The organism is Mesorhizobium sp. LEGMi-168a (genome assembly GCF_058312955.1).
Genome location: NZ_JBZEGV010000048.1, coordinates 1 through 24194 on the forward strand (window position 1 = coordinate 1; position 24194 = coordinate 24194).

Genomic DNA, 24194 nt, shown 5'->3' on the forward strand with positions numbered 1-24194 from the left:
CTCTCGACGCAGCGGCGTGAGACGGGCATTCTTATGGATGTTCATTCGGACCCTCCGGCGAATCTGAAGCGTGGTAACTCCAGTCTCCTCGGTCAGGTCCGAATGGACAACCTTCTGAAAGCCCACAGCTAGCGGAGCCAGACCTTGCGGCAGACAGGCATTCTACCGGATCAGGACATCGCGGCGCTGTTTGAGGCGAACGCGCTGAGATCGCCGCGCGCGCTCGACACCGACCAGATCCAGCCGGCCAGCCTCGATCTGAGGCTGGGCGACAAGGCTTTTCGCGTGCGCGCTTCCTTCCTGCCCGGTCCGGATCACCTGGTGGCCGACAAGCTCGACCGGCTGAAGCTGCACGAGATCAGCCTTGCCGAGGGCGCGGTGCTGGAAACGGGCTGCGTCTACATCGTGCCACTGCTCGAGAGCCTGGCGCTGCCGGCCAACGTGTCGGCTTCGGCCAATCCGAAGAGCTCGACCGGGCGGCTGGACATTTTCACGCGCGTCATGACCGACCGCGGCCATGAGTTCGACAAGATCGCTGCCGGCTATCATGGCCCGCTCTACCTCGAGGTCAGCCCGCGCACCTTCCCGATCGTCGTGCGCGCCGGCTCGCGGCTGTCGCAGATACGTTTCCGCACCGGCAACGCGCTGCTGTCGGAGAACGAGCTGCGCGATCTCCATCGCGCCGAGATGCTGGTCGCCACCGAGCCGCCCAACATCTCCGGCGGCGGCATCGCGCTCTCCATCGATCTCGACGGCGACAAGGACGGCCTTGTCGGCTATCGCGGCAAGCATCACACCGGCTTGGTCGACGTCGACAAGCGCGCCGCGCAGGATGTCGTCGACTTCTGGGAGCCGCTCTATAAGAGCGGCGCCGGTGAGCTCGTGCTGGACCCGGACGAGTTCTACATCCTGGTCTCGCGCGAAGCCGTGCATGTGCCGCCGCTCTATGCCGCCGAGATGACGCCCTTCGACCCGCTGGTCGGCGAGTTCCGCGTCCACTATGCGGGCTTCTTCGACCCGGGCTTCGGCCACTCCGCCGCCGGCGGCAGCGGCAGCCGCGCCGTGCTCGAAGTGCGCAGCCACGAGGTGCCGTTCATCCTCGACCACGGCCAGATCGTCGGCCGCCTGGTCTACGAGCATATGCTCAAGCGTCCGCAGGCGCTTTATGGCACCGACCTCGGCTCCAACTATCAGGCGCAGGGGCTGAAGCTCTCCAAGCATTTCCGCGCCGCACGCTGAAGCGGCCAATCTCCCCCCTTGAGGGGGAGATGTCGCCGAAGGCGGCAGAGGGGGGCGCCGCGCGTGGAGCGCCAACCTCTTCTTCGCCTCCGCAAGGCGTTGGCGCTCCACGCGCGGCGACCCCCTCTGGCCTGCCGGCCATCTCCCCCTCAAGGGGGGAGATCACGCTCTCACAGCGCCTTCACCGCCACCTTGACCGGCTTTTCGATCTCCAGCGGGTTGCGCAGCGGTAGGCCGAAATCCTTCGCCTCGATTTCGAATACGTCGCCGGCTTCCGTCCTGACGCCGTCGGCGAAGGAGAGCGTCGCGGTGCCGAACATGTGCACATGCACGTCGCCGGGCTGGCGGAAGGCCGAGTATTTGAAGTGGTGATGCTCGAGATTGGCGATGGTGTGCGACATGTTCGCTTCGCCCGACAGGAACGGCTTTTCCCAAAGCAGCTTGCCGTCACGCAGGATGCGCGAAGAGCCCCTGATATCGGCGGGCAGCTCCCCGATCAGGATCTCCGGTCCGAACGAGGCATTGCGCAGCTTGGAGTGGGCGAGGAACAGGTAGTTCACCCGCTCGGTCACATGGTCAGAGAATTCGTTGGACAGCGTGAAGCCGACGCGGAACGGCGCGCCGTCGTCGCCGATGACATAGATGCCGGCGATTTCGGGCTCCTCGCCGGCGTCCTGCGCGAAGGCGGGCGACATCAGCGGAGCACCCGGCGCCACCGCCATGGTTCCGTTGCCCTTGTAGAACCATTCAGGCTGCACGCCGATCTGGCCCTTGGCCGGCTTGCCGCCCTCCAGCCCCATGCGGAACATCTTCATGGAATCGGTGAGCTGCTCCTCGCCGTCGCTGAGCTTCTTGTGCATGGAGTCGCGCGTCGCGGCGGAGCCGAGATGCGTAAGCCCGGTGCCGGTGAGGTGGAGATGCGCGGGATCCGGGTGGTTGATCGGCGACACCAGGCGTCCCTTCTTGTAGGTGGCGTCGAGATCGACCGTCTCGCCGTAGCCCTTGCGCTCGATCAGTGCTTCGAGGCCGGTGCCGGTGCGCGCCGCCTCCATCGCCAGCGAATAGACGCTGCGCGCGCCGTTGATGATCCGGGTCTTGCCGCCGCTGCGGGCAACGACGCGGATCGTCTCGGCGTCGTCGAGGATCTGGGAAATCAGCATGATGAAACCCTCTCTCTTTTGCCTTGGCCTGGCTGCCGACGGGCAAACCCTGACCGGCGCGGCCCGGAACCGATCCGCGCCGCGGTTGAAACTCTTCGTCCGGATTGCGCTCGCGAGCCCGGTCCTTCGGCGGACTTCTTGGCGCCGACGGGCCGCCGGCAGCGTCGCGATCTAGAACCCGTATGCCTCCTGAACCTCGCTCCCGGCCTTCAAGCCTTGTTCTTGTTGTAGACGTCGAAGATCACGGCGCCGAGCAGCACAAGGCCCTTGACCACCTGCTGCCAGTCGACATTGACGCCCATGATCGACATGCCGTTGTTCATCACGCCCATGATGAAGCCGCCGACCACGGCGCCGATGACCTGTCCGACGCCGCCCATTGCCGAGGCGCCGCCGATGAAGACGGCCGCGATCACGTCGAGCTCGCTGCCGAGACCGGCGGCGGGCACGGCCTGGCCGAGGCGCGCCGCGATGATCAGGCCGCCGAGCGCCGACAGCACCCCCATGTTGATGAAGACGAGCAGCGTCAGCCTTTCGGTATTGATGCCCGACAGCTGCGCAGCCTTGGCGTTGCCGCCCATCGCATAGATGCGGCGGCCGATGGTCATGCGCTTGGTGACGAAGACGAACATCGAGATCAGCACGCCCATGACGAGCAGCACCACCGGCAGGCCCCTGTAGCTCGCGAACTGGAAGACCAGGAACAGCGCCAGCGCGCTGCCCACCAGCGTCTTGATGACGAACAGCGGGAAGGGCTCGGCCTCATAGCCATGGCGTTCGCGTTTGCGCCGCGCCCTCAAACCGAAATAGGCGTAGGCAAGCACCGCGACCAGGCCGAGCACGATCGTCGTCATGTGCAGCGTAAGGCCGCTGCCGACGATGGTCTTGCCAGCGGCGTTCACGGTCGGCGGGGTCAGCGTCAGCGGACCGATGACGTCCGGGATGAAGCCGGAGCTCAGCGCCTTGAAACTGTCCGGTAGCGGGCCGACCGACGAGCCGCCGCCAAGCAGCGCCTGGCAGATACCGCGGAAGATCAGCATGCCCGCCAGCGTCACGATGAAGCTCGGTATCCGGTGATAAGCGATCCAATAGCCTTGCGCCGCGCCGATAAGGGCGCCCACGATCAGGCACACGATCGAGACAACGAGCGGATTGCTGAATATCCCGAGCGGCCAGATGACCATCATCATCGCGGCAAGCGCGCCGATGAAGCCGGCGACCGATCCCACGCTGAGATCGATGTAGCCGGCCACGATCACCAGCAGCATGCCAAGCGCCATCACGATGATGAAGGAGTTCTGCTGCACCAGGTTGCTGAGGTTGACCGGTTTGAACAGCGTTCCCGACGTCGTGTACTGGAAGAACAGCATGATGACGATCAGCGCGATGATCAGACCGTATTCGCGCAGGTTTGTCGTCAGCGCCGACACGGCGATGCGCGGGCCGTGCTTGACGTCCTCGGCGGTGCCGCTCTGCGGTGCGGGAGCGCTATCTGTGCTCATGATGCTTTTTTTCCTTCTCCGCGAACGATGGCGCGCATGATTTTTTCCTGGCTGGCGTCGCCCGCTGCCATTTCGCCGACGATACGCCCTTCGTTCATGACATAGATGCGGTCGGTGATGCCGAGCAGTTCCGGCATTTCCGACGAGATGACGATGATCGCTTTGCCCTCGGCGGCGAGGCGGGCGATGATCGTATAGATTTCGTACTTGGCGCCGACGTCAATGCCGCGCGTCGGCTCGTCGAGGATTAGCACTTCCGGGTCGGCGAACAGCCATTTCGACAGCACCACCTTCTGCTGGTTGCCGCCCGAAAGATTACCGGTCAGCTGATAGACGCTGGAAGCGCGGATGTTGGTCTTCTTGCGGTAGTCATTGGCGACGCTCATCTCGCGCATGTCGTCGATAACGCCGCGGCTGGAAACACCTCCCAAATTGGCCAGCGTCACATTGTGCTTGATGTGGTCGATGAGGTTGAGCCCGTAGGTCTTGCGGTCCTCGGTGACATAGGCGATGCGGTTCTCCACCGCCTTGCTCACCGATGAGAGGTCGATCGGCTTGCCTTCGAGCAGAACCTCGCCGGTGATGTGGCGGCCATAGGAGCGGCCGAACAGGCTCATCGCGAATTCGGTGCGGCCGGCGCCCATCAGCCCGGCGATGCCGACCACCTCGCCCTTGCGCACATTGAGGCTGATGTTCTTGATCACTTGCCGTTCGGCATGGATCGGGTGGTAGACCGACCAGTCCTTGACCTCGAAGACGACCTCGCCGATTTGCGGCTCGCGCGGCGGGTAGCGGTCGTCGAGCGAGCGGCCGACCATCGAGGTGATGATGCGGTCCTCGCTGATGTCCTTCCTGGGCAGGGTCTCGATGGTGCGCCCGTCGCGGATCACCGTGACCTTGTCGGCGACGCGGTTCACCTCGTTGAGCTTGTGCGAGATCAGGATCGAGGTCATGCCCTGCCGCTTGAACTCGAGCAAAAGGTCGAGCAGCGCCTGGCTGTCCTTCTCGCTGAGCGAGGCCGTCGGCTCGTCGAGGATCAGCAGTTTCACTTCCTTGCTCAGCGCCTTGGCGATCTCGACCAGCTGCTGCTTGCCGACGCCGATATTGGTGATGAGCGTCTTGGGATCTTCCTTCAGGCCGACCTTGTCGAGCAGGGCCTTGGTGCGCTTCTCGTTGGCGTTCCAGTCGATGACGCCATAGGTGGCGTGCTCGTTGCCGAGAAAGATGTTTTCCGCGATCGACAGCATCGGCACCAGGGCGAGCTCCTGGTGGATGATGACGATGCCGATATGCTCGCTGTCATGGATTCCCTTGAAGTGGCATTCCTGGCCGCGAAAGACGATCTCGCCTTCATAGGTGCCGGACGGATAGACGCCCGACAGCACCTTCATCAGCGTCGATTTGCCGGCGCCGTTCTCGCCGACGATGGCGTGGATCTCACCTTCCTCGACGCTGAGGTTGACGTTCGACAGCGCCTTCACGCCGGGGAATGTCTTGGTGATGTCGCGCATCTCCAAAATCGTCGAGGTCATCAGGAAAAAAGCTCCCTAGAAGTCGGCAAAAGAGGTCGGCAAAACAATACCGGTCCCGCTTCTGAACGAAAAGGGGCCCTGCGTGCGCAGGACCCCTCGATTTGCAAGCCGGATTATTTCAGCTCGTCGGCCTTGATGTAGCCGGAGTCGACGACCTGCGCCTGGTAGTTGGACTTGTCGACATCATGCGGCGTCAAAAGGATCGAGGGAACGACCTTGACGTCGTTGTTGTAGGTCTTGTCGTCGAGGCCGTCAGGCTTGCCGCCCGAGAGCACCTTGTCGACCAGCTGCACGGTGGCCTTGGCCAGCTCGCGGGTGTCCTTGAACACCGTCGAGTACTGCTCGCCCGAGATGATCAGCTTGACCGAGGCGGTCTCGGCGTCCTGGCCGGTCACGATCGGCCATGGCTGAGCGTCCGTGCCGTAGCCGACGGCGCGCAGCGAGGCGGTGATGCCGCGCGACAGGCCGTCATAGGGCGACAGAACGCCATCGACGCGGCTGCCGTCCGAGTAGTTGGCCGACAGCAGGTTGTCCATGCGCGCCTGGGCGGTGGCGGCCAGCCAGCGCAGCGTGCCGACCTTGTCCATGCCCATCTGGCCGGACTTGATCTTGATCGAGCCGTCGTCGATCAGCGGCTGCAGGACCGACATCGCGCCGTTGTAGAAGAAGAAGGCGTTGTTGTCGTCGGGCGAGCCGCCGAACAGCTCGACGTTCCACGGCTTGGTGCTCGGGAAGCGCTCCTTGAGGCCCTTGACCAGGGAATTCGCCTGGATCACGCCGACGCCGAAATTGTCGAAGGTGGTGTAGTAGTCGACATTGCCGGTCTTCTTGATCAGGCGGTCATAGGCGATGGTGACCACGCCGGCATCGTTGGCCTTCTGCAGCGCATCGGCCATGGTGGTGCCGTCGATCGAGGCGATGATCAGCGCCTTCGGGCCCTTGGTGATTTCGTTTTCCAGCTGGCTGAGCTGGTTCGGGATATCGTCCTGCGCATACTGCAGGTCGACCGTGTAGCCGAGCGCTTCGAGCTGGGACTTGACGGCGTCGCCGTCGTTGATCCAGCGCTGCGAGGTCTTGGTCGGCATCAGCACGCCGACGAGACCCTTGTCGGCTGCGTGCGCCGAATAGGTCGTGGCGGCAATGCCAAGGGCCGCGATGGCGGCCAGCGTCTTAATGATCTTCACATTACTCTCCCTGGTTGATGGACGCGACACCTCGGGGCTTCGCGGGCCGCGCAGTCGAGCAGGAGCGCTGGCGCGCCGCTGTCGACTTTATCGATCTCCGGTATCCTCCCAATCGGTCCCGCGGCGCAGTTTCAATCGATACGATTTTGCTCGTTGCCGATCGTTGCGCCTCGGAACGCGCGAAGGGTGTGTTCCTTTGACATAACTGTCAAATGCGATCTTTGCTGGTTGCTATACCGAAACTGGTATAGTTAAGCATGCGGTGAAACACTGGCGGAGCGATTGGAAGATCATGGCGGCATTGCGAGATTCTGATGCGATTTCAAGCGGTTACGAGAAGCTACCGGAAGACGGCAAGACGCTACTGCGCAGCGGCTTGAGCCTGCGCCACATGCGCATGATCGCCGCCCTTGACGATCACGGACGGGTGAGCGCCGCCGCCCAGGTCATGAACATCTCTCAGCCGGCCGCCTCGCGCATGATAGCCGAGATGGAGGCGGTGCTCGACGTGAAGTTGTGCGAGCGGCTGCCGCGCGGCGTGACGCTGACCCCTTACGGCCAGGCGCTCGCCAGGCGCGCCCGCTCCATCCTGCTCGAGATGCGCGAAGCCGACCGCGAGATATCGGAGCTCAAGGCCGGCAAGGGCGGTTCGGTGTTCCTCGGGGCGGTGACCGCGCCGGCGATCGAGCTCGCGGTGCCGGCGATTCGCGAGATCCGCCGCATCTACCCGCGCATCGAGATCACCATGCAGGTCGAGACGTCGAACGTGCTCGCCCGCGAGCTGATCGCGTCGCGCCACGACTTCATCATCGCCCGCATTCCCGACGACCTCAATCCGCGGCTGTTCGAATCGCGCGTCATCGGTATCGAGAAGGCTTGCCTGATCGTGCGCCGCGGCCATCCGCTTGCCAGCGGCAAGACGGTCGGCCTGGAGGAAACGGCTGCCTATGACTGGGTTTTCCAGTCCGGCGGCTCGCCGCTGCGCCAGGCGATGGAAAGCAATTTCCTGAACCGCAACATCCCGCTTCCCGACCGCATCCTCAACACCTCCTCGCTGCTCTTGACGCTGGTGATGGTGGCGCAATCCGATGCCATCGCTCCCGTTTCGATCCAGGTGGCCAGGTTCATCCAGAGCGCCGACGGGCTGGCGGGGGCGATCGACGTCGTGCAGACCGAGTTCGACATCGAGGTCAGGCCCTACAGCCTGATCACGGTCAAGAACCGCGTGCTCTCGCCCGCGGCCAAGATGCTGCACGACTTCATTTTGCGCGAGGTGGGGTAATGGAACGAGATTGCTACTTGTACGTTCAAACCGATCGGCGGCTCGCTGGAGCCTGTTGCGGGTGAGGGACGAGCCGCCGATGCTCAACAACTCGGGAGGTTTCGATGGAACGTCGGTTGTTTCTGACTGGAATGCTTGGCGTTGCGGGGGCGGCAGCGCTTGCAAGCCTGGCCGGACCAGCCAAGGCGGTTGCCGGTGTCCCCAAAGGCAACGGGATTCTCGATGAATTGGACAAGCCGGATCCGGCCATCTACGAGGAGGATGACCAGGAAGATCTGCTGCAGCCGGTTCAATATTACTACCGCCGCCGTCGGTACTACCGCGATCGCTACTACCGCCGTCGTCGCCGCCGGCGGGTTTGGAGAAGGGTCTGCCGCCGCTACTGGCGCTATGGCCGGCGCCATGTCCGCTGCTGGCGCCGCCGCGTCTGGATCAGCTTCTGGCTCTGAGGCGATAGCTGTCGAAGACTTTGGCGCTCACCGAGCGGATGCCGGATTTGGGTCTTGCACAGATGTGCAGGACCCTTTGCCCTCTGGTCGTTGAAGGATTGGAGGTAGAGGGCTGGACTGCAGCGTAGACTTGTGCCGGCATAGCCCGGCAACAAGTCGTGTGGCATTATCTTTTTGCGCTCGATTGTCGACGCATGCGGTCGGTCACCTAAAAGGAAGGCGTCGAAATCCTCGGCCCATCACGTCATTGCTACCAGGCACGGGCTATCATGAGCGCCAGTTGTTCGCTTCCAGTCATCCGGGGGATTCACCATCACCATATCCTTGCGCGCCCTGCTGCGATACTGGCGCGCCGCTCTTCTTGACGGCGTCCGGCATGTCGATCCCGAGTCCCTGGCGCTCCATCCGTGCCCGCGCGCCGAACTGGCTGCAGGTCGGCTTGGACCGGAAACGCTTGAGGCAGTGTGGCGGGACGCGGAGGCCGGCCTTTCCACCAGGGAACGGGAGGAACTGACCTCCGTCGAAGTGCTCGTCGCCGTACTGGTGCTTGAGCCGGAGCGCGAGCATTCGGCCGCCTTCATGGCCGCGAAGCGGACTCGGGTGCCGTTGTGGCTGTGCGTCAACGTCGATCGGGATGGCGTGCTCTCTCTTCCCGGCGAGCAGACGGACCCGATCATCGCGGACCGGGCCGTGCTCGCGCCGCTGGCGTCCGGAACGCAGACATTCTCCTCGGTTGCGGCGGCAGACGAATACCGCAGCCGCAATCCTCTCCCACCGAGAGATGCCGGCTGGCCGGAATTCTGGACCTATGTCACCGAGATGTTCTCCCGCCTTTTTGGCGGCGATCCCGGCAGTTGGGTGCCGGAGCGGCATGTGGACCTGGGCGCGTTCGTTGCCCATGGTTCCCCGCCACCCGATACGAGCGGGCCAATCCGAAACATTTACGAGTTTCTGATCAACCGCGCCGAGCGCGGGGACGGTGACACTCCGCCATTGCTTGCCCGCTTCGCAGCACCGCCGCTGGCACGCGACGTGACCGCCACCGCCGGGGGCGACAATGCGGCGGCGCGCCGGCATCTCGGACAGATGGGCGGCGGCTTCCCCCTCAATCGCAGCCAGCGCCAGTCGCTCGGCGCCGCGCTGGCGGCCGTCGACGGCGAGATCGTGGCGGTCAATGGTCCACCCGGCACGGGAAAGACCACCTTCATCCAGAGCCTCGTCGCGTCCTTGTGGGTGGAGCGTGCGCTGGAACGCAACGGCGAACCGCCCGTCATCCTGGCCAGCTCCACCAACAACAAGGCCATCACCAACATTCTCGACACATTCGCACGCGCGACGCTACCGAAGACGCATCCCCTGGCCGGATTGCCGCTGGCCGTGCGCTGGCTGCCCGACTTCAGCCAGTACGGGCTCTATCTGCCCTCGATCTCGGAGGCCGCGAAGGGCATCAAGGACGAGCTTGCCATCGCGTGGTGCAAGACGCATGGGGAGCCCTGGAAGGGGCTGCCGGGCCGCATGGAGAATGCAGCCTATGTCAGCCGCGCTATGTCTTACTGGCAGTCCCGGTTCACCCTCTGGGCCGGGAGCCAGCCTGCCGACATGGCGCAGGCGGTCGAGGCCCTGCGAGCAGCTCTGTCGGCCAAGGTCGAAACGCTGAGGGCCGCATGCGGCCGGCATTGCGGCCTTCTCGCCCTTTCGCCCGGCGACGCGATCCCGACCCGGCACGACATCGCGCGGCTGCGGGCAGAAGCCGGACGGGAGCGGGAAGGGCTGGAGGCGTTCAAGCGTCACGGCCATGAGGCTCTGCGGCTGATCCAGGGTTCTCTCATCGAGTCGCTGCTGTCCTGGCTGCCGCCGGTGAAGAGGCGGCTATGGGCGTACGCGTATTCCTTCCTGGACTCCAAGGGATTGGCCGATCCGGCATGGAGCTGGAAGACGGTTCTGAACGCGCCGGCCTTGCGCCATTGGCTGGATGACACCGCCAGGGCGCGTGAAGCTGCCATCGCCGCCAAGGAGAACATCGTCGCCGGCTGGGACGGATGGATGGGCTCGCTGAAGCCCCTTCTGTCGGCCACCGCCCTCGACGAGATCGCCGAGGTGCCGGAGCGCGCCGAGGCCCGGCTCGACACGATTGTCCGTCCCGAGCTGTTTCATCTCGCCGCCCGCTACTGGGAGGGCCGCTGGCTGATCGAAACAGCGGAGGCGCTCGCCCGCAACGACAAGACCTTCACCGGCCGCAGTCGAGACATGTGCGAGCGGCGCTGGCGGCGGTTCGCCAAGCTGACACCCTGCCTGGTGTCGACCGCTTATACCGCGCCGCGCCTGTTCGACTACTTCGATGGCGCAAACCAGCCGCTGACCGGCTTCGTCGACCTGCTGATCATCGACGAGGCGGGGCAAGTGTCGCCGCAGGTCGGCGGCGCGCTGTTCGCCTTCGCCCGCAGGGCGTTGGTGGTCGGGGACACACAGCAGCTCGAACCCGTCTGGGGCATCGATACGGATACCGATTTTGGCAATCTGGCCAAGTGGGGCCTGGACAAGGAGAAGCCTCTGCTGGAGCACAGCGGCATGCTGACCTCGGAAGGCTCCGTGATGGCGATGGCGCAAGCGGCGACAGCCTTCGCCGTACCGCCGCACCGTGGGCTCTTCCTCGAGGAGCATTGGCGGTGTCGCGCCTCCGTCATCGCCTACTGCAACGAGCTTGCCTATCGTGGCGCCCTCAAGCCGATGCGTCCCGACGGCGACTACCCCCTGCCGCCGCTGGGCTACGCCCATGTGCCGGGCAGCGCCACGCGCGCAGGCCTGAGCTGGACCAATGCCGACGAGGCGGGCGTCATCGCCGACTGGCTGAGCCACGGGAGGGCAGAACTCGTCGGCCCTCACCGAGCCAAAAAGCTGGGTGACTTCGTCGCCATCGTGACGCCCTTCCGCGCCCAGATCGCAGTGTTGCGTCGGGAGCTTAAGAAAGCAGGTCTTGGCGACGAGAACATCACCGTGGGCACCGTCCACGCGTTGCAGGGAGCCGAAAAGGACGTGATCCTGTTCTCGCCGGTCTACGACGCCGGCCATTCCGGTGGCATGTTTTTCGACCGCGGCGTTTCGATGCTCAACGTCGCCGTGTCCCGCGCGAAAGAGAGCTTCCTGGTCTTCGGCGATATCAGGCTGTTTCGGCCAGAACAGAGGACGCTGCCGTCCGGCCTGCTCGGGGCCTACCTCTTCGCCGCGCCGGAGAACGAGATCACCGACATCGAGCCCATCAGCCCGATCGTGCTGAAGGAAGAGCGCTCGGAGCTGGAACGTCTCGCCGATCTCGGAGCCCATCGTGATGCGCTGCGCCGGGCGGTCGGCGAAGCCAACGAGCGCGTCCTTATCGTGTCGCCCTACCTGTCGAACACGGCTATCGAGGCGGACGACTTGGCATCCCTGCTGCTATCGCGTCGCGGCGGGCCCCGCATCGTCGTCGCCTACGACCACTATCTCAACTGCGGCCATGATCGCCGTCTGTTGCCCAGGACCGTCATGGCGATCGACATCCTGCGCGCGAGCGGAGCCGAAGTATGGGCCCTGAACGGCGCCCACAACAAGACCTTGACGGTCGACGAAAGCTGGATCGTTGAGGGCTCCTTCAACTGGCTGTCTGCCCGTCGGGATCGCGACAGCGATTTCCAGCGGCACGAGGTCTCATTCCTCTATCGCGGCAAGGATGCCGCGATTCATGTGGGCAACGCCTGGAAGGAAGTCGAAGCCCTTCGCAAGGAGCCCGAACGCCAGAGATCGCGGGAATAGACGAATGCTGGAGCGGGTAGCGGGAATCGAACCCGCGCGTTCAGCTTGGGAAGCTGGACGTGATCCAGATATTTCAATGGCTTGGTTGTAAAACAGGACCATTTTTCGTCAGAGATTCCCTAATGAAATCAATAGCCATGTAAAACTTTTGAGGGCCGTCTTGGCGTCCGCCGGCATTGCCAAGCTGTAGCCGACAGGTTCGCTATCAGGTCGCGTGTAAGCTTTAACCTGATTGCCGCGCCCTCGCTGCATGAGGCATCAGGAATTTGGCAATCTCGGCGATTATCTGTGCAAGCGGTGGCACTTCCTCCTCAAGGCCTCGGGCAAAGGCTGCCCATTGCTGCTGCTTGGCTGGATCCGATGCGAAGCTCTCGGTGAGAGCATCTGGAATATCGGTCGGGATCACTGTTCTGCGCCGTTCGAACGTTGCGGCAATCGCGCGGGCCAGGCGGTCATCTTCAAAGCGATATGTCTTTGCCAGCAGCCATATGTCGTAGAAATCCTTCATGCGGCTGTTTGCCCGCCCCAGCAGCACCATGGCCTGGAATTTCTCCGCGATCACCGTCTCGCGCGAATAGGCGCGAAGATGTGGAGCCGGGTTGTCGAGCAGAACGGGATACTCGAGTTCCTCAAGGCCGGGTTCGGTTGCATCACCAAATCCGATATCGATCGACACACGCACGGTCGCGCCACCAATGTCGGCATTGGTGCGCAGACGCAGGCCTCCATATTCCAGTTCCTCGCGTATGCGGTCCACGGTCAGGCCCTTGCCGTCGAACACGACACCGTCGGTAGCGTCGATCGCACAGATCTCGGCAAAGATCTCGAGCATGCCTTCGGCCTCAGGCTCTCCATATCCCAGCAAATCCAGGTCACGCGTGGGCCGATACGGCACGTCGAACCAAGTCGTCATCAGCATCGCGCCCTTCAGGACGAAGCGGCCGCGAAAGCGGCTGGTTCCGAGACGGTAGAGAAGGCGCTCGATCGCATAGCGCGTCAGAATGAGATCGAAGGTCTGTCCACGCTCCTTGGCGATGACAAGAAGCCTGGTGCGCACCGAGGCGCCCATGTTGACGATGGTCTTAGCCATTGGCCGTAAGGGCTTCGAGATAGGGTTGCATTACTTTCCAGACGCCGGCGTCCTCGGCGTAGGAGGCGATCTCGGAAGGACGCGCCTTGCCGCTGCGCAGTGCCTCTCTCAGGCCTTCAATCGCAAGATTGAGGCCAGTGCTTTGCTGGAAGCGCCTTCCTTCCGACCGGCGGTAACGGAAGAGATCGACAACCGTCTTGGCGGCACTGTAGATGCGAACCGTGACGCCCTCGATGGCATGCTCCTCGATTCCAGCATCCAGCATCTTGGCTCCGAAGCGGACGAACTGGATCGGCGGGCTCTCGATCTTCGGACGTCGGTCCGTCGATCCAATGGCCATCCAGATGCGTGACGGGATGGTGTCGGTCAGCTCGTGGAAGGCGAGGGCGGAAACCAGGCAAATGATGCCCCGGGGGGCGCGCTTGGCCGCTTCCGCCAGCGAGTGATTGGCATCGAGCTCGGCATCGGGAAGTTGATAGAGGCCGCGGCCGAGCTGAAGGACCTCACCTCGCTTCTCCATTCGGGCTATCGTGGCGGCCGTGATCCCGGCCGCGATGAATTCGGATAGGCGTGCTATACCCCGCTCGCGAAGGAGTGAGATTGCGCGTTCCTGGTGTGTCTGGTCGCCTGCCGACATGCACATTATTTGATACAAAACGTTGTATATGTCAACGTCATATATGACGTTTTGTATCATTTGGAATTAGATCATGCCCAAAATCCCCTGCGCTGATCCCACGAATTGCGCGACGTCCTCGCTCGCATACCCACTCGGGCAGATGAGGACTTTGACCGCAGGACGTTGCTTACCTGGCTCCAGGGCACGAAGGCTCCGCGCTCCGTTTCAAGCTTTCAGATCCCCAGCCGGATAGAGAGACGGTATCGCCTGCCCGAAGGCTACTTCAAGGCAAAATCGGCCCACCCGGCACGTGCCGCCACTGGCCATCGACCATCCGACATAACGCCTTCCCAACGCCGACGCCCGCCTGGCATCTGCCCGACGACTTCGATCGCCGCCCTCATGAGGAACGCGACGAAATCCTGGAATGGGTCCAGCGCGTCATCGTATCCGGCGGGACGAACTACCGCCGTTTCCAGGCGTTGGCGCTCCGAAACCGCTATGCCGTGCGCTTCCGTAGGATTCTTGAGGGATCCAGCTTCCGAGGAAGCGCGTCCCAATCGGATGACATCGTTGATGTCGACGACGAAGATCGGGCCCCTCGCCGACGCTCCTCAGGCGCAAAGATTTCGACGGATCCGGCGAGTAACACAAACCCTTCAGGAAACTCAGATCGTCGCAAACAATGGCCGGGCATCAAAAGATGGTCAGTCGCTGCATCAGGATTTGCCACCTGTCTAGGCGCAGTTTGCTGTTCATAGGGTTAATTCGTGCAACCGAGTCGACCAAAATGTTCAGCGCAAGGACGAGCGCCACTGTCGACTCTATGAACAGGCCAGATCGGGACGGTGCAAAGAGCATATGGTCGGCCACCGCGGGTGCCCATTCACAAGTCTCGTCACTGATCACAACGACCTTGACGCCTAACTCCTTTGCAATTTCCGCGATCCTCAACCCTTCGCCGGCATAGGGAATGCCGTCGATGAGGACTAGCGTGTAGAGCTTCGGCCGCCGGTCGCCAACATAGGACAGCCATTCACCCAGCATATTGTCATTGGCGGACAGAAAGCGGACGTTGTCTCGCGCCAGGGTCAGTCGTCGGGCGAAATCTTCGGCAGTCCCCTTGAACGCCTGAAAGCCTGTGACAAAGACCTGCTCCGCAACCGCGACCGTGCGAACCAGTTCCCTCCAGCCGTCGCTGCTAAATTCCTGAAACAGCCGATCGATCGCTCGGACCTCGTTTTCTCGGACGACCGAATACACGTCTTGCCAATCGGAATTGGGCGTTTCGTCGGTCAGATGCCTTTCGTTAACCGACTCAAGCTGGAGTTCCAGCTTCAGCCCGGCGATCCCCTTATAGCCGATCTTGCGCAGGAAACGGCTGACCGAAATCTCGCTTACAGACAGCCTCCGGGCCAGCGAACTTCCAGTCTCGAAGACAATATTGTCAATGTTTCTAATGACATAGTTCGCGATCCGTGCATCGGTCACCGACAGTTTGGGCAACGCGGCCTGCAACTTTTTTATGGTGGTTTTTGACATGACTTAACCAGCCCCGCTCTTTCAGCGCGCGTTATAAAGATACCATAACAATGTTATTGACAGAAAACCAGAGCCAGCTCGACATTAGGCCGTGATGGCGCTGGCGCGAAGTTCAAGCGCATTGAGTTGGGAGAGCTCACATGGATCGGCGGACTTTTATCAAATCAACACTGGCGACCGGGTTGTCCGTGCCGACCATCCTTGATCAGTTCATCTCGGCCGCCGAATCCGCCGGATCGAAGATCCTGCGGATTGGCTATGGAACACCCGTGCAGACGCTCGACCCGATCAAGACCGTGCTCGGGTCCGACATCATCTCCCAGGGGATGATGTTCTCCCGACTCATGAAGGCCAAGGCGGATCAGAGCGAGATTGGGCCGGGCCTGGCCGAAAGCTGGAAAATCTCGGAGGACGGACTGACCTATACCTTTCAGTTACGCGACGGCCTGAAGTTTTCAGACGGCAGCCCTCTGACCGCCGATGATGTGGCTTTCACCTATAATCGGATGCGGTTCCAAGCGGACTCCGTCTATTCAGCTCCGTACAAGTCCTTGCAAAAGATCGAGGCGACAGATGCGCGAACGATCAGAATGGATTTGGCGCATCCGTTCCCAGCCTTTCTGAAACTCTGCGAAATCTGGAACACGGGGATCGTTTCCAAGGCAACGCTCAAGGCATTGGGCGACGAAAAATTCGGACGCGGCCCGACGGTTACGTCAGGCCCGTTCAAATTTGTCGAGTGGCGCGCGGGCGACCGGGTGATCATGGCCCGCAACGAGAATTTTTATCTGTCCGGCTATCCCAAGCTCGACGGCATCGAATTCATCTCCGTGCCCGATGACAACACCGGCGTCGCGATGGTGCAAGCGGGTGAACTCGATGTGTTCATGGGCGTTCCCTACAGCCGCATGAAGGAACTCGAGGCAGCCGGTGTCAAGGTTGCCTCCGAACCGTCAAGCGCCACCTATGACATACTGATCAATCATGAGATCGAACCCTTCAGCAACCTGAAATTTCGTCAGGCGGTCAGTTTCGGCGTTGATCGGCGCGCCATCACCGATGCTGTGACGGCAGGCTATGGCAGGCCGGCCTCGTCGATCTTCAGCCCAATGCTCGAATTCTTCGATAAGGACCTGCCCGTGATCGGCCGTGACGTCGAAAAAGCCAAGGCCCTTCTGGCAGACTCCGGCATGGCGCCCTCCTTCGAGCTCATGACCAATGCTGGAGTGACTGAGGAAGACAAGCTGGCCGTTCTGATCCAGGCGCAATTGGCTGAGGTGGGAATTTCGGTCACGATCCAGTCGATCGATTCGGGTCAGGCTTGGACCCAGCTGATCGACGGCAAATATCAAGCGCAGCTCAACTGGTGGTATAACGAGACGACTGACCCGGACAACGCGCTGCGCTGGTGCGCGTGGGGCGCGGGCGACAACAAGTCCTACTACACGCGCTTCAACAACGCGGAAGTGAACGCGCTGATCGAAGCGGCCGCGGCGGAAGTCGATCAGGCCAAGCGTACCGAGATGTACAAAAAAATCCAGCGTATCTGCGTGGAGGAAGTGGCGCAGGTCGCGCTCTATCATCCCACCTGGACCAGCGCGCGGGCCGCCAATGTCACAGGCTTGGCGTTCGATCCCGGCTGCCAATATTCGACGATCGAGGAGGCAGATCTGAAGAGCTGAGCGCCATCAACGCATCGCTCAGACAGATCCGCCAAGCCTGCCACATGACTCGTTTTGCCTTCGTCCTTCGGCGGCCGTTCGAGCTGATCCCAGTCCTGATCGGGATCAGTCTCGTCAGCTTCGTCCTCCTGCAACTGACCCCAGGGGACCCTGCGAGGTTGCTCCTGGGTCCAAAAGCCAGCGCCGAGGCGATCGCGCAGCTTCGCGAACATTACGGGCTCGATCGGCCTGTTTTTATTCAATATTTTTATTACATAAAGAATGTGCTGGGCGGTGACTTCGGCCAGTCTATGAGTTTTCGATCGCCGATCGGATCACTTCTTTTGGACAGGATCGGCCCGACCGTCTACATCTTGGTCTATGGCTTGTTCCTGTCAACGCTGTTGACCCTTCTTCTGGGCATCGCGGCGGCACGCAGCCGGGGCGGATGGCTGGATCAGGCAATCCGAATTCTATGCGTGGCCGGTGTCGGCATCCCGTCCTACTTTGTTGGCCTGTTGCTGGTGCTGATTCTGTCGCTGAAGGCCGGACTCTTCCCGGTATCGGGTTATGGAAATGGCTTTCTGGCCAACCTTTATCACATGTTCCTGCCGGCCCTGACGATCGCCATCTCGGTGACACCGATCCTTACACGAAATTTTCGTGCCACGCTGATGCAGCAGATGAATGCCGGCTACGCCCTCGCGGCCCTGTCGAAGGGCGTCCCCGAAAAGAACGTCTTCTGGCGGCATGTTTTCTGGAATTCGCTTCTGCCCACCGTCAGCCTGTTTGGCGTCGTGGCCTCGTTCCTGATCGGCGGTACCGTCGTGGTTGAAAACGTCTTTAACGTCCCTGGGCTGGGCCTCCTGCTGGTGCGCTCAGTTCTCAGCCGCGACTATCTGGTGGTGCAGGGCGTGACGCTGGTGATGGCCGTCGGCATCGTGATCTCCAATCTGATCATCGACGTCGTGACCGCGGCGCTCGACCCGAGGGTCAAGACATGAGGACCGGCATGCGCACATCCGCGATCTGGCTGCGGAAGGAAGCCCCGGCCGCCCTGATCACAGGTCTAGTCGTCACCGGCGCTTGGGCGATCGTCGCGACATTCGCACCCCTTCTGACGCCGTACGATCCGATCGCCATTGACGTGGCCAACGCGACGCTGGCGCCAACTGCCAAACACCTTTTGGGTACCGACTCGGTGGGCCGTGATATCCTTGCCCGCTTGCTTTACGGCGCGCGCATCGACCTTCTGATGGCGTTGGCTGGCGTGATCGGGCCCTTCCTTCTTGGAACTTTGGTCGGTCTTCTGGCGGGCTATTCCGGCGGCTGGCTCGACGGGCTTCTGATGCGCGTACTCGAAGTTACGATCTCCTTTCCCTACTTCGTGCTGGTCATCGCGATCGTCGCCATCATTGGGCCTGGCCTGACCGGTTACCTGATCTCGCTGACCATCGTAAACTGGGTCACTTATGCCCGGCTGGTGCGCAGCGAAGCGCTGGTCCTGACCAATGCCGATTTCATTCTGGCGGCGCGCGTTCTGGCCTACCGCCGCCGACGGATCATGCTGCGTCATATCCTACCGAATGCCATTGTATCTTCGAGCGTCTTTCTGATGACCGACGCGGCGCTGACGGTTGTCCTGGGATCGTCTCTGGGCTTTCTTGGACTTGGCGTGCAGCCGCCGACGCCTGAATGGGGCATCATGATTGCCGAAGGGCGCACTTATCTTGGCTCTGCCTGGTGGATTTCGCTCTGCCCCGGCATCGCCCTCTGTTCGCTCGCTTTTGGCCTGTCGCTGATTGCCGACGGCGTGGCCCATGTTCTGGACCCCGAGGCCTGAGTTGGACAACATTCTCGTTTCTGTCGAAGACCTTTCGGTCACCTTTGACACGGCCCATGGGCCGGTCAATGCCGTCAAGGGCGTTTCCTTCGCGATCCGTCGCGGCGAAGCGCTGGGGATCGTGGGAGAATCCGGGTCCGGCAAGTCGGTGGTGTGTCGGGCGCTGCTACAACTTTTCGCCCCGAACGCAAAAGTGACGGCTGGCCGGATCATGCACGACGGCAAGGACGTCCTGAAAATGTCGGCCACCGACCTGAATGCCTATCGTGGCGAGAAGGCGGCCATGATCTTTCAGAACCCGTCCACGCATCTCGATCCGATCATGAGGGTCGGGGATCAGGTCGCCGAAGGGCTGATGATTCATCGTCAGCTTGGTGATGCGGAAGCATCTGGCCAGGCTGTCCGTCTGCTTGACGATATGAAAATCCTGGATGCGCCGCGTCGCGCGCAGGCCTACCCGCATGAGCTTTCGGGCGGCATGCGCCAGCGGGTAATGATTGCCGCCGCGCTGGCCTGTTCGCCCAGGCTCCTGATCGCCGACGAACCGACTACGGCCCTCGATGTGACCGTCCAAGCCCAAATTCTCGCACTGATCCAGAACATCCGCAGGGAGCGCAACCTGACCGTAGTTCTGGTGACGCACGACCTCGGAGTGATAGGTGAGGTGTGCGATCGTATCATCGTGATGAGGGATGGCCAGATCGTCGAAACAGGAACCAGGGAGGAAATCCTGACCCGGCCGCAGGCCGAATATACGCGTCAACTGATCCGATCTCAGCCCTCCCTTCTGCCCGACCGGGTGGATTTTTCCGCCCCTGACCAGAGCGAGATCTTGGCGGTTAAGGACCTGTCGATCAAATTCACCGCCCCCAGAAGCTTGACTGACACGCTTCGTAGAAATCCCCCCTATGTGGTCCATGCGGTGGACAACGTCACCTTCTCCCTGCGTCGGGGCGGATCCCTCGGCGTCGTGGGTGAATCCGGATCCGGTAAAAGCACGCTGGCTCGTGCGCTGGTCGGGCTGCTGAAGCCGTCATCAGGCTCCATTCGCATCGAACGGCTGGAGCGCGGAAAGGATCGCGGCCGCGTCGTCCAGATGGCTTTTCAGGACCCCTACTTGTCTCTGAACCCTGCGTACACGATCAAGCAGACCCTTTCGGAACCCTTTATAGCTCACAAGCTTTGTGCGCCGTCCGAGGTTCCGGAGCGGCTGAAGCAGCTAATGCGAATGGTCGAACTGCCGGAAGAGCTGTTGCATCGCAAGACCAGCCAGTTGTCCGGTGGCCAGCGCCAGCGTGTCGGCATCGCGCGTGCCCTCGCCATGTCGCCCGCCATCTTGATTGCTGATGAGGTGACATCGGCGCTGGACGTCTCGATCCAGGCGCAGATACTCGAACTTTTCAAGCGCCTCCAGAAACAGCTGAACCTGACACTGATCCTGATTTCGCATGACCTCGCCGTCGTGCGGCACCTTTGCGAAGAGGTGGCTGTGATGCGCCATGGCAAGCTCGTCGAGTATGGCCGCAGCGCCGACGTGCTCCGCAACCCGCAGACTGACTATACCCAGGCACTGCTGAATGCCGTGCCGAAACTGATGAATGCCAATTGTGGACAATGAAAACTATGACGAAACCACGCGGCCGTGACCTCGGCCTTCCCTTTCCCGGCAAGACCGGCCCCTATAATGCGATCACCGACGTACCGGGCGTTCTGGTTGGTTTCACGACGCTGACCGACCCAGGCAAGAACATGCGCACTGGCGTGACGGCCATCATTCCACGTGCTGAACAAGACACGCCCAGACCCGTCTGGGCCGGCTTTCACAGTCTGAACGGCAACGGGGAGATGACCGGTGTTCACTGGGTCAATGATGCGGGATACTTCTTCGGTCCGATCTGCATCACCAACACCCACGGCATAGGTGCGGCTCACACAGGAGCCACCGAATGGATGATCCGAACCTACGCCAAGCACTTTCAGGAAGAACATGCCTGGGCGTTGCCCATTGTGGCGGAAACCTATGACGGCTGCCTGAACGACATAAACGCGATGTTCGTCAAACCCGAACATGTGGTCGCGGCGCTGAATACCGCGAAATCCGGCCCGGTCGCCGAAGGGTCCATCGGCGGTGGCAACGGGATGATCGCCTACGACTTCAAGGGCGGCACGGGCACCGCATCGCGTCAGATCAGCATCGGCGGTAAGACTTATACAGTCGGGGTGCTGGTGCAGGCAAACTACGGGGTTCGCCCGTGGTTTTCGGTTTTGGGCGTGCCTGTCGGTCGTGAAATGCCGGGTGGCCGCTCCCGAAAAAAGGAGACTGGCTCAATCATCGTCATCATAGCGACCGATGCACCGCTTTCGGATGCAGTCCTACGGCAACTTGCCAAGCGTGCCTCCATCGGAATAGGGCGCTCAGGTTCGCCGGGCGGCAACGCGTCGGGCGACATCTTCCTTGCCTTCTCCGTGGCCGATGACACGCCGAACCCGCTTCATGCGGGCCCTGTGATCACACGCCATTCCCTGAACTGGGAGGAGCTTGATCCAGTTTATCAGGCCACCGTTGAGGCCATCGACGAAAGCGTGATCAACGCCATTGTCGCCGGGGAAGACGTAGCAATGTTCAAGCCAAGGGGCCAAGTCTGCCCTGCAATCGACACGGCTAGGCTGATATCGATCATGGCGGACTATGGACGTCCTTCAATGGAAAGCTCTGTGGGCGCGAACTGACAGGCAAGTGGTCGATGTCAGAGCAATCTTGCCGCGAGTCAAGCGAGCTCATGGTGACCCAAATTGCGCGACACCTTGTCTTACAAGGCTTAGGCGGTGATTCAGGGGCTGGAATCTGGAGCGGGTAGCGGGAATCGAACCCGCGCGTTCAGCTTGGGAAGCTGACAAGCTACCATTACATCATACCCGCGCAGCAGCCTCGTTACCATGATGGCGGGGCTTCAAGCAATCGGCAAAGCAGAACATCTATGACGTCGCCGCGGGCAGCTCCATGCGCACCCGGGTGCCGCGCCACGCGCCGTCCAGGATACGGACCGTGCCATCATGCAGATGTGCGATCTGGCGGGCGAGATTGAGGCCGAGGCCCGCGCCGCGCGACTGCGGCTGCAGTCGGTAGAAGGGCTGAAAAACATTTTCGCGCTCTTCCAGCGGAATGCCGGGACCCTCGTCGCGCACCTCGATGCCGCCGCTATCGTCGACGGCGACCGTGATCGTTCCCGAGCCGCCGCCATGGTCGATGGCGTTGCGCACCAAGTTTGCCAGGGCGCGTTCGATTTGCAGTCTGTTTGTCGCGAGACGGACCTTGCCGGCCGGCGGCTCGAAGGCGAGGTCGTAGCCTGCCTCGATGGCCAAAGGCGCGAAGTCGGCAGCGACGCGGGCGGCCAGCTCGCCGAGGTCGACGATCTGGCGTTCCTCGGCGGGACGCTCGAGCAGTTGATGGTCGAGCAGCTGCTGCGCCAGATGCGACAGGCGTTCGATGTCCTGCAGCAGGCGCTCGCTTTCGGGTTCCTTCTTCAGCAACTCCGCGCGCGTGCGCAGGATGGCGATCGGCGTGCGAAGCTCGTGCGCCGCGTCGGTGAGAAAGCGGTTGTGCTGGTCGTAGCCGTGGGCCAGCCGGGCGAGCGTCTGGTTGAAGGCCTGGACCAGCGGCGCGATCTCCTGCGGCACACGCTGGACCGGCAGCTGCATGCCGCGCGTGTTGATGTCGATGCGTGCCGCCTGATCGGCCGTGTCGACCAGGCCGGAAAAGGACCTTCGCACCACCGCCGGCGTCGTCACCAGCGTGGTGGTGCCCATGACCACGACGATCGGCAGAAGCAGGATGGCTATGACCAGCGCCAGGGCCGGCAGGGCCCGTTGCCAATTGCGGCTGCCGTCGGGATTGCGGGCGACGTCGACGGTCGCCGAGATGTTGATTTCCAACCCGTCGGTCTGCTCCCGCGACGAGCGGGTGGCTCCGATGATCTGGACCGGCCCGGCTTTGGTCGTGGTGTTCTCGACATAGGCCTCCGGGCGAAGGTCGCCCCTGGCGAGCTCGATCGTGGCATGATCGACCGCGCCCAACAGCGCGCCGGGCGTGCCGGTGTAGATATCCGGCACAGCACCGGAGCGGATGCTCTGTCCGGTCTTGTCACGAACGATGTACCAGACATGCGGGAAGCTCTCTCGGAACTGGCTCAACGCCTCCGTCTCGTGCACGACCAGCGTGCCGTCACTATTGCGGTCGATGGCGTCTCTCAACGCCGCGACGGCGGCTTCGTTGTCGACCAGCCAGTGCGGATTGGAAATCCACAGCGCGGCGGCGCACAACACGATGAAGACGGCAAGCGTCGCCGCCTGCAGCAGGATCAGCCGCCGCACCAGCACCCATTGCAGCGAACGCGGTCGCCGTTGCCTCATGACATGGCCCTGAGCAGATAGCCGATGTTGCGGATGGCACGGATCTCGATGCCGGCGGCGACATCGTCGAGCTTGCGGCGCAGCCGGGAGATATGGGCGTCGAGCGCGTTGGAGCCGATCTCGTCGTCCAGTGCGTAGACGGCTTCCTCCAGCGTCCTGCGCATGACGGTCCGGCCGGGCCTGCGGACGAGCGTTTCGAGCACCAGGCGCTCGCGTCGCGGCAGGTCGAGCACCTGGTCACCCACCAATGCCTCGCGGTGGCGGAAATCGTAGACGAGACGGCCGGCTTCGATCCGGTCGGCGCGCAAGGTGAACTGCCGACGGTGCAGCGCGCGAAGCCGCGCCACCAGCTCCTCGGTGGCGAAAGGTTTGGCCATGTAGTCGTCGGCGCCGGCATTCAGCCCGCCGACGCGGTCGTCGAGGCCCGCCATGGCCGTGAGCGCGATCACCGGTGTGTCGACATTCATGGCGCGCAGGCGCGGTATCAGGCTTAGGCCTTCACCATCGGGCAAGCGGCGATCGAGGATGACGGCGTCGTAGGAGCCGACTCTTGCCATCATCTCGGCGTCGGCGAGCGTCGAGCTCCGGTCCACGATGAATTCCTGCCGCTCCAGCGCAGTCTTGAGCACGGACGCCATTTCCGGCTCGTCCTCGATCAACAGGATACGCATGATGCAATCTCCGTCAGCGGCGGCAACCGCTTCAGCTACCGGTGGCTGTCGACGCAAGCCGGTAGATCGCGGGCCGGTCGCAAGCAAGGGCCAGTCCGAAAGCGGCGCTTAGAGCAATTCCAGGAAAAGTGTGTAACGGTTTTCCGCCCGGAAATTGCGTCAAAACAAAGAGATAGAGCGGTGGGGCGTGTTCCGGGAAAGACTCACCGCGCCCACAGAAGAAA

General features: G+C 62.3%; 19 protein-coding genes and 1 tRNA gene. 9 read left to right on the plus strand and 11 right to left on the minus strand.

Going from position 1 to position 24194, the window contains the following annotated elements; all coding sequences use genetic code 11:
• Nucleotides 1-144: 144 nt before the first annotated feature.
• Nucleotides 145-1239, plus strand: coding sequence for a 2'-deoxycytidine 5'-triphosphate deaminase (locus tag AC4FWB_RS32535; protein WP_491030331.1), 1095 nt, complete (start codon nt 145-147; stop codon nt 1237-1239).
• A gap of 170 nt (nt 1240-1409) precedes the next feature.
• Here the strand turns inward: AC4FWB_RS32535 and araD1 are convergent, their stop codons facing one another.
• The 4 genes from araD1 to chvE form a co-directional block, all read right to left on the minus strand.
• Nucleotides 1410-2399: an AraD1 family protein gene (gene araD1 / locus AC4FWB_RS32540; protein WP_491030332.1), complete on the minus strand. Its 990-nt coding sequence runs from the start codon at nt 2397-2399 to the stop codon at nt 1410-1412.
• A gap of 209 nt (nt 2400-2608) precedes the next feature.
• On the minus strand, nt 2609-3901 hold the full coding sequence (mmsB, locus tag AC4FWB_RS32545; protein ID WP_491030333.1) for a multiple monosaccharide ABC transporter permease: 1293 nt from the start codon (nt 3899-3901) through the stop codon (nt 2609-2611).
• On the minus strand, nt 3898-5433 hold the full coding sequence (mmsA, locus tag AC4FWB_RS32550) for a multiple monosaccharide ABC transporter ATP-binding protein (RefSeq protein WP_491030334.1): 1536 nt from the start codon (nt 5431-5433) through the stop codon (nt 3898-3900). The genes mmsB and mmsA overlap by 4 nt, the downstream gene beginning before the upstream one ends.
• 113 nt (nt 5434-5546) lie before the next feature.
• Complete coding sequence (gene chvE / locus AC4FWB_RS32555) at nt 5547-6617, minus strand: multiple monosaccharide ABC transporter substrate-binding protein (protein ID WP_491030335.1); 1071 nt, start codon at nt 6615-6617, stop codon at nt 5547-5549.
• A gap of 292 nt (nt 6618-6909) precedes the next feature.
• Here chvE and AC4FWB_RS32560 point away from each other — a divergent pair, with 292 nt between their 5' ends.
• The 3 genes from AC4FWB_RS32560 to AC4FWB_RS32570 all read left to right on the plus strand — a co-directional run bounded on the left by AC4FWB_RS32560 (nt 6910) and on the right by AC4FWB_RS32570 (nt 12134).
• Nucleotides 6910-7899, plus strand: a complete 990-nt coding sequence (locus AC4FWB_RS32560; RefSeq protein WP_491030336.1) for a LysR family transcriptional regulator — start codon at nt 6910-6912, stop codon at nt 7897-7899.
• 104 nt (nt 7900-8003) lie between these two features.
• On the plus strand, nt 8004-8348 hold the full coding sequence (locus tag AC4FWB_RS32565) for a protamine-2 (modular protein) (RefSeq protein ID WP_491030337.1): 345 nt from the start codon (nt 8004-8006) through the stop codon (nt 8346-8348).
• 324 nt (nt 8349-8672) lie between these two features.
• Nucleotides 8673-12134, plus strand: coding sequence for an AAA domain-containing protein (locus tag AC4FWB_RS32570; protein WP_491030338.1), 3462 nt, complete (start codon nt 8673-8675; stop codon nt 12132-12134).
• A gap of 223 nt (nt 12135-12357) precedes the next feature.
• Here AC4FWB_RS32570 and AC4FWB_RS32575 read toward each other — a convergent pair whose 3' ends face one another.
• The 3 genes from AC4FWB_RS32575 to AC4FWB_RS32585 all read right to left on the minus strand — a co-directional run bounded on the left by AC4FWB_RS32575 (nt 12358) and on the right by AC4FWB_RS32585 (nt 15385).
• Nucleotides 12358-13224: a nucleotidyl transferase AbiEii/AbiGii toxin family protein gene (locus tag AC4FWB_RS32575; RefSeq protein WP_491030339.1), complete on the minus strand. Its 867-nt coding sequence runs from the start codon at nt 13222-13224 to the stop codon at nt 12358-12360.
• The gene (locus AC4FWB_RS32580; protein ID WP_491030340.1) at nt 13217-13861 is read right to left on the minus strand and encodes a type IV toxin-antitoxin system AbiEi family antitoxin domain-containing protein; all 645 of its coding nucleotides are present in this window, start codon (nt 13859-13861) and stop codon (nt 13217-13219) included. The genes AC4FWB_RS32575 and AC4FWB_RS32580 overlap by 8 nt, the downstream gene beginning before the upstream one ends.
• 678 nt (nt 13862-14539) lie before the next feature.
• On the minus strand, nt 14540-15385 hold the full coding sequence (locus tag AC4FWB_RS32585) for a MurR/RpiR family transcriptional regulator (RefSeq protein ID WP_491030341.1): 846 nt from the start codon (nt 15383-15385) through the stop codon (nt 14540-14542).
• Between the two features lie 140 nt (nt 15386-15525).
• Here AC4FWB_RS32585 and AC4FWB_RS32590 point away from each other — a divergent pair, with 140 nt between their 5' ends.
• The 5 genes from AC4FWB_RS32590 to AC4FWB_RS32610 are packed head-to-tail and all read left to right on the plus strand — an operon-like array spanning nt 15526 to nt 21619.
• Entirely contained in the window at nt 15526-17067 is a 1542-nt protein-coding gene (locus tag AC4FWB_RS32590) for an ABC transporter substrate-binding protein (RefSeq protein ID WP_491030342.1), read from the plus strand.
• Nucleotides 17068-17111: 44 nt separating this feature from the next.
• Nucleotides 17112-18050, plus strand: coding sequence for an ABC transporter permease (locus tag AC4FWB_RS32595; RefSeq protein WP_491030343.1), 939 nt, complete (start codon nt 17112-17114; stop codon nt 18048-18050).
• Nucleotides 18051-18058: 8 nt separating this feature from the next.
• The gene (locus AC4FWB_RS32600) at nt 18059-18889 is read left to right on the plus strand and encodes an ABC transporter permease (RefSeq protein ID WP_491030344.1); all 831 of its coding nucleotides are present in this window, start codon (nt 18059-18061) and stop codon (nt 18887-18889) included.
• 1 nt (nt 18890) lies between these two features.
• Entirely contained in the window at nt 18891-20507 is a 1617-nt protein-coding gene (locus AC4FWB_RS32605) for a dipeptide ABC transporter ATP-binding protein (RefSeq protein ID WP_491030345.1), read from the plus strand.
• A 5-nt stretch (nt 20508-20512) separates the two neighbouring features.
• Complete coding sequence (locus AC4FWB_RS32610) at nt 20513-21619, plus strand: DmpA family aminopeptidase (RefSeq protein ID WP_491030346.1); 1107 nt, start codon at nt 20513-20515, stop codon at nt 21617-21619.
• Nucleotides 21620-21735: 116 nt separating this feature from the next.
• Here the strand turns inward: AC4FWB_RS32610 and AC4FWB_RS32615 are convergent.
• The 4 genes from AC4FWB_RS32615 to AC4FWB_RS32630 all read right to left on the minus strand — a co-directional run.
• Nucleotides 21736-21809, minus strand: a tRNA-Gly gene (locus AC4FWB_RS32615).
• Nucleotides 21810-21865: 56 nt separating this feature from the next.
• Nucleotides 21866-23299, minus strand: a complete 1434-nt coding sequence (locus tag AC4FWB_RS32620; RefSeq protein ID WP_491030347.1) for an ATP-binding protein — start codon at nt 23297-23299, stop codon at nt 21866-21868.
• Complete coding sequence (locus AC4FWB_RS32625) at nt 23296-23970, minus strand: response regulator transcription factor (RefSeq protein ID WP_491030348.1); 675 nt, start codon at nt 23968-23970, stop codon at nt 23296-23298. The genes AC4FWB_RS32620 and AC4FWB_RS32625 overlap by 4 nt, the downstream gene beginning before the upstream one ends.
• A gap of 31 nt (nt 23971-24001) precedes the next feature.
• Nucleotides 24002-24194: hypothetical protein (locus AC4FWB_RS32630; RefSeq protein WP_491030349.1), on the minus strand; the 193-nt coding region annotated here is incomplete at its 5' end.